The following is a 13,533-nucleotide window of genomic DNA, read 5'->3' on the forward strand; positions in this document are numbered from 1 at the left end:
TCGTGTATTTTTGGCGACTATGAAGGGTTCTTTACGTCTATTGTGCAACTGGGCAAAAATAGGGTTATTGTTGCTTATATTGGTCATTGCTGGTTGCAACACCCTTAAAAAGGTTGGTGATGAGGAATTATTGCTTACCAAAAACAACATTTATGTTGATGACGAAAAGATTACTGATAGTGAGATCAAAGGTCTAATCTCACAAAAACCGAACAGCAGTGTGCTGGGATACCCCCTTCGCTTAAATCTATACAATCTGGCCAAGGAAGACCCAGACTCCTCTTTTCAGAACTGGTTACATCGAAAAGAAAAAAGAGAAAAAAGACTCAATAACCTACTCTCCGAGAAACAGGTCAATAGGCTGCAAGAATCCTTTATGGTTAAAGGATATAGTGAGTTTTTAAAAAGGATTGGGGAACCTCCGGTGGTCATTGATACCGCTCTCACCAATAAATCGGTGAAAAGACTGGAAGCCTATTATAACAGCAAGGGTTATTTCAACAATTCCGGCACGTACCAAATTGTTGATGGTAAAAGAAAGAAAAGGGCCGAACTGGATTATCAGGTTACTTTGGGAAAACCCTTCATCATTGATACAGTACAAAAAAATATCACCTCACCTGAACTGGATTCCATTTACAGGGCTTTCTACAAACAGTCCTTTGTAAAACAGGGCGAGCAGTTCGACTTGGACAATTTTACCTTGGAACGTGAACGACTCACTACCCTTTTCCGCAATTCTGGAGTTTATAATTTTCAAGAAAGCTCCATCAATTATGATATTCTCAGGGACACTACATTGACAGCGGATGACCAATTGATGGACGTTCAGTTAAACATTAAAAAATTTAGGAGCGCCACAGACAGTACGGACACTTCGGACCCCTACAGAATCCATCGTCTAAAAAAAATCAACATCTATTCAGATTATCTTTTTGGTGACGATATCGACTCCTTAAACTCCATCGAATACGAAAACTACACCATTTACTATAAGGAGAAGCTTCGATACCGACCAAAAGCGCTTACAGATGCCATCTTTTTTGAAAAGGATAGTATTTATAGGGATATTGACCGGATTCGCACCTACCGACAGATCACCAACCTGAACACCTTTAAATATCCGAATATTGAATTTATTCCAGATACCACCCAAGCGCAGTTGATATCCAACATCTACTTGGCGCCAAGGCCCAAATTTTCATTGAACATGAATTTTGATGTAACCCACTCCAACATACAGAAAGTGGGTACGGCTTTCAGTGCATCCGTGATCACAAGAAACGTGTTCGGAGGTGCCGAAACCTTAAATATTTCTGCCCGGGGATCGATTGGTCTGTTGAGTGATGCTTCGCTTTCCAATGAAACCTTTACCTCCGAACTTGGTGGAGATATCAACATCACCTTTCCAAGGATATGGCTTCCGTTCAACACAGAAAAAATAATTCCGTACTACATGCTGCCCCAAAGTAGGCTCTTGGCAGGTACCAACTTTCAAAGAAACATTGGTCTGGACAAACAATCCTTAAACTCTATTCTCTCCTATAATTGGTCTCCTACCGATAGACTCAGGAACAATTTGGAATTACTCAATGTGGAGTTTGTGCGAAACGTAAATCCCGATAACTTTTACAACGTATACCGTAACACCTTTGCCAATTTGGACGATTTGGCAGATGATTTCCAGGACGACCCTCAATATGCTTCCTTCTTTGAAACTTATGACAATGAGATTGATTCATTGCGCCTGAGCATTCCAGAAGGTGCCAATGCTTTTGCCCAGGCCGTCTTGAACAATGAGATTCCCGTATCAGAAGAACAGCTTGATGAAGTCAACAGCATTGAAGAACGTAGGCGAAGATTAACAGAGAACAACCTCATTTTCGCCACAAACTTCACCCATACCAAAAACAGCAAGTCCGGCATCAATGACAACGATTTTTATCAATATCGAATAAAGCTGGAAAGCGCTGGCAACCTACTTTCCATGGTAGCCAATGTGGTTCCGTACAATAAAAACGATGATGGTCAGCTCCTAGTTTTTGGGGTTCCTTTTTCTCAGTATTTAAAGACCGAAATTGATTATATCCGGCATTGGCAGTTGGGTGACTCTCAAGTATTGGCCTTTCGGAGCTTTGGTGGTCTGGCTGTTCCCTACGGGAACTCCAACAATATCCCCTTTGTGCGAAGTTACTTTGCTGGAGGTTCAAACGACAACCGTGCTTGGAACGCTTATGAACTGGGGCCAGGAAAAACCAACAACATAAACGACTTCAACGAAGCCAACCTAAAGCTTGCTTTTAACTTAGAGTACCGTTTTCCCATTGCTGGGGATGTAAAAGGTGCACTTTTTGCCGATGCGGGTAATATCTGGAACGTATTTGACAATGAAAACAATCCAGATGCCATATTCTCTGGCTTCTCTTCTTTAGCCGATATAGCCTTGGGCACAGGTTTGGGTTTGCGTTATGATTTCACCTATTTTGTATTTAGGCTAGATGTTGGTTTTAAGACCTACAATCCTGCTGAGCAAGGTTCCGATCGCTGGTTCCGCGATTTCAATTTCAAAAAAGCTGTATTCAATATCGGTATCAATTATCCTTTCTAGCGGAATTATTTTATTACTTTTGTGGCCTAATTTAACTCGAAAACCATCTTAAACTATGTCCCACAATATTAAGCCAGGTGTTGCCACGGGCGATGAAGTACAAGCTATTTTTAAACACGCAAAGGAAAACGCATACGCGCTTCCAGCAGTAAATGTGGTAGGTTCCAACACTATCAATGCCGTAATGGAGACAGCCGCATCTTTGAACTCTCCTGTAATTATTCAATTTTCTAACGGAGGCGGACAGTTCAACGCAGGTAAGGGACTTTCCAACGAAAACCAAAAAGCTGCCATTTTGGGAGCTGTGGCCGGTGCCAAACACGTTCATCAATTGGCTGAGGCCTATGGTGCGACCGTAATATTGCATACCGATCACTGCGCCAAAAAATTATTGCCATGGATCGATGGTCTTTTGGAGGCAAGTGAGGAACATTTTAAAGCAACAGGTAAATCCCTGTTTAGTTCCCACATGATTGATTTATCGGAAGAACCCATTGAGGAGAACATTGAAATATGCAAAGCGTATTTGGAGCGCATGAGCAAAATGGGTATGACCTTGGAAATTGAATTGGGAATCACCGGCGGTGAAGAAGATGGTGTTGACAACACCGATGTTGATGATTCAAAACTATACACGCAACCCGAAGAGGTAGCCTACGCTTACGAGGAGCTATCAAAAGTAAGCCATAGATTCACCATTGCAGCTGCATTCGGTAACGTTCACGGCGTTTACAAACCCGGAAACGTAAAATTGACGCCAAAAATCTTGAAAAACTCCCAAGAGTTTATTTCTGAAAAATACGGTGTTGAGGAAAATCATATCGATTTTGTGTTCCACGGGGGTTCCGGTTCCACGGTGGAAGAAATTAGAGAAGCCATTGGGTATGGTGTTATCAAAATGAACATCGATACCGATTTACAATATGCCTTCCTTACAGGAATTAGGGATTATATCCAAGATAAATCCGCTTACTTGCAGGCTCAAATTGGCAATCCTGACGGAGATGACCAACCCAACAAAAAATTCTACGACCCCAGAGTGTGGCTTAGAGAGGGTGAAAAAACTTTTGTGGCTCGATTGAAGAAAGCCTTTGAAGATTTAAATAACGTCAATACCTTATAGACCTTTGTTTAATTTAATTTTGATTGCATGTCGTCTTGGTTTAAAAGAAAGGAAAAAGGAATACAGACCTTAACAGAGGAAAAAAAAGATACCCCGAAAGGATTATGGTATAAATCCCCTACTGGAAAAATTGTTGAATCTGAAGATCTTGCCAAAAACTTCTACGTTAGTCCTGAGGATGATTATCACGTTAGAATTGGCAGCAAGGAATATTTTGAGATTCTTTTTGATGATAACAAGTTCAAGGAACTGGACGAGAATATTTCCGCAAAGGACCCCTTAAAGTTTGTAGATACCAAGAAATATTCAGAACGTCTAAAGGCGGCCCAACAAAAAACAGGACTTAAGGATGCCGTTCGCACAGCGGTCGGGAAATCCATGGGCAAGGAAATTGTGATTGCCTGTATGGATTTTAGTTTTATTGGTGGTTCCATGGGCAGTGTGGTTGGCGAGAAGATTTCCCGCGCCATCGATGTGGCCAAAAAGAAAAAGGTGCCATTCCTTATGATTTCAAAATCGGGAGGTGCCCGTATGATGGAGGCTGCGCTTTCCCTTATGCAGTTGGCAAAAACATCAGCAAAACTGGCCCAATTGGCCGAGGCCAAAATCCCATACATTTCTTTGTGTACCGATCCCACAACTGGGGGAACTACAGCTTCCTATGCCATGTTGGGTGACATCAATATAGCGGAACCTGGCGCATTGATAGGATTTGCCGGTCCCCGCGTTGTAAAAGATACGGTAGGAAAAGATTTGCCGGAAGGCTTCCAAACTTCTGAATTTTTAAAAGAGCATGGGTTCTTGGATTTTATTGTCCACCGAAGAGATTTGAAAAAAAAGGTCAATCTTTATATCGACTTGATTTCAAACCAACCCATAAGAGCATAAAAAAAGCCCCGAAATCGGGGCTTTTTTATTTTCAATTCACACCTAATTTCTAAAGCGACGCAAAAATATTTCCTCTTCCGTACCATCGGCATAGGTCAAAATGCCTTTGGCATCGCAACTACCATCCCCAAAGTCCAAGCTCATCGTATTTCCAAATCTTGAAATTTCCAAAACACCGCTCACAATAAACCGACAAGACATTTCCCTGCGAAGTGGAGTGATTACTTCCTTTATAAATTCATTTCCAGCTCTGCTGACATAGGTGCGTTTACCAGTTATCAAGAAAACATTATCGCCCCAAAAACCAGTACCAAAGCCTTCTATCCATTCCCGTGTTCGGGTGCCAGTATAAGACGTGGTATTTCCATCGGGCCAAGTAGATGTAAATGTGGTATTTGCCGTGCCTTGGGGATTTCCATTTTCATTGAAGCGCACACGCACAATGCTGGCCGAACCTTCAACGGCCACACCATTGAACACAAAATCTTCCAAACTAAGACTGATGGTGTTTGAAGCGGCCTGCATATCTCTTGAATAGCTTACATAAATGGTACCGCTGATGGTGTTCCCGTTGGGCATTTCACAATCTTCCCCAAAATTCAGTGTAACATTTTTAGCAGTCTCCGTGAGTTCAATGGTAACTACGGCACAATCTGGCAAATAATCAGAATGGTAATCCATTTTGGAAGTTGTGGAGATTTCATCAGCCGCATACACATCTTCGGCAATGGCCGTGATTTCTTCGGAAATCATCTCGGCCTCATCACTAAACTTTAGTTCGGTAGCAGATATGACTTTAGTACTGGACAATTCTTCACTTGTAGATTCATCCTTGCTGCATGAAGAAAAGGTCAAAAACAGCACTCCAATGAGAAGGGACGCCATTCCAGTAAAGTTCCTTTGATCAAGATTCTTTTTCATAATGATTAAATTTATAGGTTTGGTGCTTTGACCCGCTTCAATCAAAAAGGTTTAATTTGCCTTGAAAATTCATAGATTCAAAAAAACGACTATCTTTGCACGCTGATTGAAGGTCAATCAATACATAAAAATCATTTAAATAAATATTGGAATGTATTTAACAAAAGAAGTTAAAGCCGAGATTTTCAAGAAACACGGCGGCTCTGAGAGCAACACCGGTTCTACGGAAGGGCAAATTGCATTGTTCACGCACCGTATCAACCACTTGACACAACACCTTAAAAAGAACCATAAGGATTATAACACCGAGCGTTCTTTGGTAGCTTTGGTAGGTAAAAGACGTAGTCTTTTGGATTACCTAAAGAAAAAAGACATTGAAAAATATCGTTCTTTGATCAAAGAATTGAATATTAGAAAATAAAAATTGAGGGGAGGCTTTGGCTTCCCCTTTGTTTTCGTTGGACGAGTTCCAACGACCCTAAGTCCCAAGCTGCAAATTGGGCAAACACAAAAAGCTTCACATAGTTTTTCATTGGTCAGTGCCTAAAGGCACACACAACAACAACACAACCCGACCGTCCGGATGGCGGTAGACCAAATGTTTAACGACCCGCATCTATTGCGCGGGTAAGATTATTTGTATGATTCCAAAAACTTTTAAAGAGGTCATTGACCTTGGTGACGGTAGGGAAATCTCTATCGAAACTGGTAAATTGGCAAAACAGGCCCATGGTTCTGTGGTTGTCCAATCAGGCAAGTGCATGTTATTGTGTACCGTTGTCTCTAACTACAAACAAAGCGACGTTGATTTTCTGCCCCTTACGGTGGATTATCGCGAAAAATTTGCCGCTGCTGGACGTTATCCCGGCGGATTCTTTAAACGTGAGGCCAGACCCAGCGATGGTGAGGTACTGACCATGCGTTTGGTGGACAGGGTATTGCGCCCGTTGTTCCCAAAAGATTATCACGCTGAAACGCAGGTGATGATCCAATTGATGTCGCATGACGAAGAGGTTATGCCCGATGCCATGGCCGGATTGGCCGCTTCGGCTGCCATTCAACTTTCAGATTTTCCTTTTGAATGTGCCATTTCAGAAGTTCGTGTAGGACGTGTGAATGGTGAATTTATCATCAATCCTACCAGAGCGCAACTGGATGAGTCGGATATTGACATGGTGATTGGTGCCTCCGCAGATTCTGTGATGATGGTTGAAGGGGAAATGTCTGAGATTTCCGAAGAGGAAATGGTAGAGGCCATCAAATTTGCCCACGAAGCCATTAAAGTGCAATGCGAAGCTCAGCTGAAATTGGCCGAAGCTTTCGGAAAGAAAGAAACCCGTGAATACGAACCCGAAGTTGAAGACGAAGAACTTCAGAAGAAGATTTACGACATGGCTTACGATAAAGTATATGCCGTAGCCAAAGCCGGTTCTGCTAAACATGAGCGTAGTGCTGCTTTTGAGGAAATTAAAGAAGAAATCAAGGCTACCTTCTCCGATGAAGAGTTGGAGGAAATAGGTGGATTGGTTTCCAAATACTACCACAAAGCTGAAAAAGAAGCCGTCCGTAACCTTACGTTAGAGGAAGGTTTGCGTTTGGATGGACGTAAAACCACTGATATTCGACCTATTTGGTGCGAAGTGGATTACTTGCCATCCGTACACGGTTCTGCCATCTTTACCAGAGGCGAAACCCAGGCATTGGCAACCGTAACTTTAGGAACTTCCCGTGAAGCCAATCAAATAGACATGCCGTCTTTTGAAGGTGAGGAAACTTTCTATTTGCACTATAACTTTCCTCCATTTTCTACTGGGGAAGCAAGACCAATCCGTGGTACCTCCCGTAGGGAAGTAGGTCACGGAAACTTGGCACAACGTGCCTTGAAAAAGATGATTCCGGATGATTGTCCGTATACGGTTCGTGTGGTTTCCGAAGTATTGGAATCCAACGGTTCCTCTTCCATGGCCACCGTTTGCTCTGGTACTATGGCCTTGATGGATGCTGGGGTGCAATTGAAAAAACCAGTCTCTGGTATTGCCATGGGATTGATCACCGATACCGAAACTGGCAAATATGCCGTTCTTTCGGATATTTTGGGTGATGAAGACCACTTAGGCGACATGGACTTTAAGGTAACTGGTACTGCAGATGGTATTACCGCTTGCCAAATGGACATCAAAGTAAAGGGCCTTTCCTATGAAATTTTGGTAAAAGCCTTGATGCAGGCCAAAGACGGTAGAATGCACATTCTAAAAGAATTGACCGATACCATCGCTCGGCCAAGACCTGAGGTAAAATCCTACGCACCAAAAATTGTTACCAAAATTATTCCTGGTGAGTACATTGGAGCGCTTATCGGTAAAGGTGGAGAGGTGATTCAAGAACTTCAAAAGACGACCAAGACCACTATTGTAATCAATGAAGACCCAGATACCGAAGAAGGTATTGTGGAAATCTTGGGTACGGACCAAGATGGCATCAATGCCGTATTGGCTAAAATTGATGCCTTAATGTTCAAGCCTGAAGTGGGTAGCGTTTACGAAGTAAAAGTCATCAAACTATTGGATTTTGGTGCTGTTGTGGAATACGTGGATGCCCCTGGAAACGAAGTATTGTTGCACGTTTCTGAATTGGCTTGGGAACGCACCGAAAATGTAACCGATGTGGTCAATATGGGTGATGTTATCGATGTAAAATACTTCGGTATAGATCCTAAGACCCGAAAGGAAAAAGTTTCCAGAAAGGCCTTATTGCCAAAACCCGAAGGATACCAAGAAAGACCTCGTAGCAATGACCGAGGTGGTGACCGAAGAGGGGGTGGTGACCGTAGAGGCGGAAATCGTGACCGAGATAGAAAACCGAGAAGGGATTAACTCTTTTCTGTTTACATAGTAAAAACCTCGGGGAAATCCTGAGGTTTTTTTTGTTTTTAGGAATTCTTATCGATAATCCGAAATCAATCATATTGCCCTGTCACTTCGAGCCCAGTCGAGAAGTCATTCAACTCAACTTCTTAAAAATAAGGCCTCGACTGCGCTCGACCTGACAGCTTTTTGTTTATAGGATTGATTACGGGCAATCAGAATTTTTACAAATAAATTTTACCAAATTGTAACATTTCGGTTTTTTCTACGTATAAACTAATGAGCTTCGGTTCAAAAACTTAATTTGAAGGGAAAATTTAGATGAGACAGTTAAAGATTACAAAACAGGTTACCAATAGGGAAACCGCATCGTTGGACAAGTACTTGCAGGAAATCGGGAAAGTGGATTTGATCACTGCCGATGAGGAGGTGGAGTTGGCACAGCGCATTAAAGCGGGAGACCAAGTGGCCCTGGAAAAATTAACTAAAGCCAATCTTAGGTTCGTGGTTTCTGTGGCCAAACAGTACCAAAACCAAGGGTTGACCCTCCCCGATTTGATTAATGAGGGGAATTTGGGACTAATCAAGGCTGCGCAGCGTTTCGATGAAACCCGCGGTTTTAAGTTCATTTCCTATGCGGTTTGGTGGATTCGCCAATCCATTCTACAAGCATTGGCGGAACAATCCCGTATTGTGCGTTTGCCGTTGAACAAAATTGGTTCCATCAACAAAATCAACAAAACGTTTGCTTTCTTGGAGCAAGCCCATGAGCGTGTACCTTCTGCTGAGGAAATTGCCAAAGAATTGGACATGACGGTGGAAGATGTGAAACAATCCTTGAAAAACTCAGGTCGACACGTATCCATGGATGCTCCATTGATTGATGGTGAGGATTCCAACCTATACGATGTATTGCGAAGTGGGGAATCCCCGAATCCAGATAAAGAGTTGTTGCACGAATCTTTACGCACTGAAATTGAGCGTGCTTTGGAAACCTTAACTCCTAGAGAAGCTGATGTTATCAGGCTTTACTTTGGTTTGGCCGGACAGCATTCCATGACTTTGGAAGAAATTGGTGAGACTTTTGACCTTACCAGGGAAAGAGTTCGTCAAATCAAGGAAAAGGCCATCAGACGTCTAAAACATACGTCCAGAAGTAAGATTTTAAAGACCTATTTGGGGTAAATTGTAAAATTTACACCGCAAATTACAGTTAAACTCGTCTTAAATTTTTTTTTTGGCAAGAAAATTGTAATTTAGATACCTACAACAGTTTATCATGACTGTTCGTTTTTTGATTGATGAATAAACTCCGGCTGATTACCGGAGTTTTTTCATTTTATACAATCAAGTTTTGGCGAGAGTTTATCTCTTTTTCTCCCCGTTCACCAATCGCATTATTTGTAATGGATTGCCCTGCTTTAATTCATCAGGCAATAGGGCATCCGGGAAATTTTGGTAGCACACTTGTCTTGCAAAGCGGTCAATAGCTTTGGTTCCAACAGAGGTGGACCTTGAATCTGTAGTAGCTGGATAAGGACCACCGTGCACCATAGCATGGCACACCTCAACTCCGGTCGGGAATCCGTTGATCAACAAACGGCCTACTTTTTCCTCCAAAATATCGATAAGCTCCTTATTATTCAATAAATCCTCTTCGGTACCATGGATGGTCGCAGTTAAATGACCGTGAAGGTTTCGGGCTATTTCCAACATTTCATTGGTATCGGAAGTGTTCACCAATAAAGTTGATGGTCCAAAAACCTCCTCTTCCAACAATGTATTGGATAAAAAGTTCTTACCCTCGGTGGCAAATAGATTGGCATTTCCATGATTTCCTCCCGCATCGGCACCTTTGGCCAAGAATTCTACTCCTTGTTGTGACGACAACTCCTTTACACCACCATCAAAGGCATTGTGAATACCTGAGGTAAGCATGGCTGACGAGCTGGATGCTTCCACCAAATTGGTCAACGACTTCTTAAATGATTTGGTTTCCTCAGATTCATGGGCTATGACAAGTCCTGGGTTGGTACAGAATTGGCCCACACCCAAAGTAAACGAACCATGAAGTTGTTGACTCAGTTCCTCTCCTTTTTCGGCCATGGCACCCGGTAGAATAAATACAGGGTTGGTGCTTCCCATTTCAGCATAAACGGGAATTGGGTTCGCTCGTCTAGAGGCCGCATCAAACAAAGCCCTACCACCTCCAAGAGAACCAGTAAATCCTACTGCATGGATACCATTGTGACTTACCAAGGCAGTACCCACTTCGTGAGAAATACCATGCACCATGGAAAACACGCCATCAGGCATTCCAGTTTTTTTAGCTGCGTTAACGATAGCTTCTGCCACCAATTCACAGGTTCCGGGGTGAGCTGGGTGCGCTTTCACCACCACAGGGCAACCTGCCGCCAATGCACTGGCAGTATCGCCACCCGCCACAGAAAACGCCAAAGGAAAGTTACTGGCCCCGAAAACGGCCACTGGCCCCAATGGACGTAGCATACTCCTAATATCCACTCTGGGCAATGGTTGTCTATCCGGCATGGCTTCATCAATTCGTGCGTCGACCCAAGAACCTTCCCGTAGCACGGTTGCGAACAATTTCATTTGTCCCATGGTTCTGCCCCGCTCTCCGGTAATTCTTCCTTCGGGCAGCCCCGTTTCTGCACAGGCACGTTGCACTAATGCGTCGCCAAGGGCCAATATTTCATCAGCAATGGCATCCAAAAAGGCTGCCTTTTCTGCTCCCGATTTATTTTTATAGACTTTGAAGGCTTTTTCTGCCTTTTCTACGGCGATGTTTATTTCTCCTTCAATTGCCTCGGTGAAAGCTGTCTCCAGATTTTCCCCTGTACTGGGGTTAATTCCATAAAATGTGTTGGCCCCTAAGGCCGATTTCTCATTTCCTAGGTAATTCTTGCCTTGTAATTGCATGTTTTGGGATTAATTTATCCGATTGTGTTTGTTAATGTTCCTATATTATCAATAGTGATATTAATTTCATCATTCTGTGCCAATGTAAAGCTTGCATCTGGCACGATACCGGTTCCTGTCATTAAAAAACATCCGTGAGGATAGGTCGTATGTTTGTAAAGGTACTGAACAATGTCCTCAAACTTCCGTACAATTTGGTCTACTCCTATTTCCCCCGAGAAAACCTTGTTCCCATTTCTCACGATATCCAAATAAATTTTGGAATCTTGGGGAAATGGTTCATCGGTAACCAGAATACATGGGCCTATGGCGGCGCTCCTGTCATAATTTTTAGCCTGGGGTAGGTAAAGTGGATTTTCGCCCTCAATACTTCTACTGCTCATGTCGTTGCCAATGGTATAACCTACAATCTTCCCTGTTGCAGTAATGCAAAGTGTGAGTTCTGGCTCAGGGACGTCCCAAGTGGAATCCTCCCTAATGGCAACCTTATCCAAATGTCCGACAGCCCTAGCCGCTGTTGATTTGAAAAACAGCTCTGGTCTTTCGGCATTGTACACACGTTCGTAAAAGTCGCCTCCGCCGGCTTCTTTAGCTTCTTCCTGTCGCCCCATTTTACTATTGTAGTACGTAACGCCTGTAGCCCAAATTTCTTGATTCTCGATAGGCTTCAACAAGTGGTCTGAAATCAGTTCCGGACCATTTTCAATGGGTTGATTTTGACTAACAATGGATTTGCACTTCTGAAAAAGGGAATCATCATTGATGAAATCATCCCAACTTGCGTCACTCAAGTAGTATTTTCCTTCAGATTGAAGTACTATCCCTTTTGATGTTCGATAAACTTTCATGGTTTTAATTTACAAATAGACTTATGATTAATACTGTAATTATCGAGGTCAGTCCAATGACCAAAGTTCCCAAACTATGAAGTTTGTAGCCTTGGCCAACGTTCATTCCACTCATTTGGGTCACTACCCAAAAAAAGCTGTCATTGGCATGGGAGACCACCATGGATCCGGCTCCTATGGAAACCACCAATAATGCTTTATCCATTTCACTTTCCATTCCCAAACTGGGCATCATGGGCAGCATAATGGATGCCGTGGTAATCAATGCTACCGTTGAGGATCCTTGAGCCAGTTTTATAGCCGAAGCTATCAAAAATGGCAGGAAAAAGCTAAGGTTCAAATCACTTAAAGCCTCTCCCATAACACCAGCTATTCCTGAATTTTGCAGCATCTTTCCAAAAACACCTCCTGCTCCCGTTATCAATAAAATATTGGCCGATTCCTTTAGGGCTTTCCCGACCCACCCCTCTGTAGATATTAATTCTTTTTTTAGCTTTTTGGGTAGTGAAAAAGCCAAAAACATTCCAATGACCAATGCTATTACCGGCTCTCCCAAAAATTGAAGGAAAGATTGCCATCCAGTAATCTCCTGTGCGTCAATGGCTTTCATCCTTGAATTGACCATTATCAAAATAATGGGAACTACAATGGGCAATGATGCTTTGAAAGCAGAAGGTGCGGTCTTCATTTTTTGGTCAATACTTTCCTGCGAAATATCGGGATTGGGCTCAATATATGTCCTGGCCGCAAATTTTGTGGCGAATACCAATGCCATGACCAAGGCCAATATACTAATTGGAATGGCCAAAGCCAAAACCAAACCTAAATCGGCCCCCAAAATACCTGCAGCGGCTATGGGCCCGGGGGTTGGCGGAACCAAATTATGGGTAACCGTTAATCCCATTGCCAAGGCTACCGCAGACCCAGCCAAACTGATACCAGCTTTTTTGGACAAACTTTTGTTCAATGGAGATAGTAGAATAAAACCGCTATCGGCATAAACTGGAATGGAAACAAAATATCCTAAGATTCCCATGGCGGCTGCGACACGCTTCTTTCCTACAGTCTTGATGACTGCTTCAGCCAAGGCATATGCCCCACCGGTATTTTCCAAAAATGCTCCGATAATCACTCCAAAGATGATGACAAGGCCTATTTTGCCCAATGTCCCTCCAAAACCATCATTGATGGTATCCAAAATGAGGCCATAATCCATTCCGGCTGCGAAACCAAAAAAGACAGCCACCATAAAAAGGGACAAAAATGGGTGGAGCCTTAGGTAATTAATCATTAGAATGATTAAGGCAATACTCAATAGTAAATAGACAACTAGCATAGACT

Annotated in this window: 10 protein-coding genes; 6 read left to right on the forward strand and 4 right to left on the reverse strand. The window is 42.8% G+C overall.

The annotated features are described in order from the left end of the window. Positions 1 to 19 precede the first annotated feature (19 nt). Genes AB1A65_RS00665 through accD form a run of 3 tightly spaced genes read left to right on the forward strand, consistent with a single transcriptional unit; the run spans position 20 to position 4,619 of the window. The gene (locus AB1A65_RS00665; protein ID WP_366585228.1) at positions 20 to 2,608 is read left to right on the forward strand and encodes a BamA/TamA family outer membrane protein; all 2,589 of its coding nucleotides are present in this window, start codon (positions 20 to 22) and stop codon (positions 2,606 to 2,608) included. A 55-nt stretch (positions 2,609 to 2,663) separates the two neighbouring features. Then, a complete protein-coding gene (gene fbaA, locus AB1A65_RS00670) occupies positions 2,664 to 3,731 on the forward strand; it encodes a class II fructose-bisphosphate aldolase (RefSeq protein WP_366584596.1) in 1,068 nt (355 codons plus the stop codon). A gap of 27 nt (positions 3,732 to 3,758) precedes the next feature. After that, entirely contained in the window at positions 3,759 to 4,619 is an 861-nt protein-coding gene (accD, locus tag AB1A65_RS00675) for an acetyl-CoA carboxylase, carboxyltransferase subunit beta (RefSeq protein ID WP_366584598.1), read from the forward strand. Between the two features lie 42 nt (positions 4,620 to 4,661). Here the strand turns inward: accD and AB1A65_RS00680 are convergent, their stop codons facing one another. Further along, entirely contained in the window at positions 4,662 to 5,540 is an 879-nt protein-coding gene (locus AB1A65_RS00680; protein ID WP_366584600.1) for a hypothetical protein, read from the reverse strand. Positions 5,541 to 5,691: 151 nt separating this feature from the next. Here AB1A65_RS00680 and rpsO point away from each other — a divergent pair, with 151 nt between their 5' ends. From rpsO to AB1A65_RS00695, 3 genes are all read left to right on the forward strand, one after another. Beyond that, positions 5,692 to 5,961: a 30S ribosomal protein S15 gene (gene rpsO, locus AB1A65_RS00685; protein ID WP_366584602.1), complete on the forward strand. Its 270-nt coding sequence runs from the start codon at positions 5,692 to 5,694 to the stop codon at positions 5,959 to 5,961. Between the two features lie 220 nt (positions 5,962 to 6,181). Next, entirely contained in the window at positions 6,182 to 8,413 is a 2,232-nt protein-coding gene (locus tag AB1A65_RS00690; protein ID WP_366584604.1) for a polyribonucleotide nucleotidyltransferase, read from the forward strand. A gap of 312 nt (positions 8,414 to 8,725) precedes the next feature. Next, positions 8,726 to 9,589, forward strand: coding sequence for a sigma-70 family RNA polymerase sigma factor (locus AB1A65_RS00695; protein WP_036382919.1), 864 nt, complete (start codon positions 8,726 to 8,728; stop codon positions 9,587 to 9,589). A 180-nt stretch (positions 9,590 to 9,769) separates the two neighbouring features. Here AB1A65_RS00695 and AB1A65_RS00700 read toward each other — a convergent pair whose 3' ends face one another. The 3 genes from AB1A65_RS00700 to AB1A65_RS00710 are packed head-to-tail and all read right to left on the reverse strand — an operon-like array spanning position 9,770 to position 13,528. Then, positions 9,770 to 11,344, reverse strand: coding sequence for an aldehyde dehydrogenase (NADP(+)) (locus tag AB1A65_RS00700; RefSeq protein WP_366584606.1), 1,575 nt, complete (start codon positions 11,342 to 11,344; stop codon positions 9,770 to 9,772). Positions 11,345 to 11,358: 14 nt separating this feature from the next. After that, positions 11,359 to 12,192, reverse strand: a complete 834-nt coding sequence (locus AB1A65_RS00705; RefSeq protein ID WP_366584608.1) for a fumarylacetoacetate hydrolase family protein — start codon at positions 12,190 to 12,192, stop codon at positions 11,359 to 11,361. 4 nt (positions 12,193 to 12,196) lie between these two features. Beyond that, a complete protein-coding gene (locus AB1A65_RS00710; RefSeq protein WP_366584610.1) occupies positions 12,197 to 13,528 on the reverse strand; it encodes a GntP family permease in 1,332 nt (443 codons plus the stop codon). Between the last annotated feature and the right edge of the window lie 5 nt (positions 13,529 to 13,533).

The sequence above is a fragment of the Allomuricauda sp. ANG21 genome (genome assembly GCF_040705235.1).
GTDB classification, from domain to species: Bacteria; Bacteroidota; Bacteroidia; order Flavobacteriales; family Flavobacteriaceae; genus Flagellimonas; species Flagellimonas marina.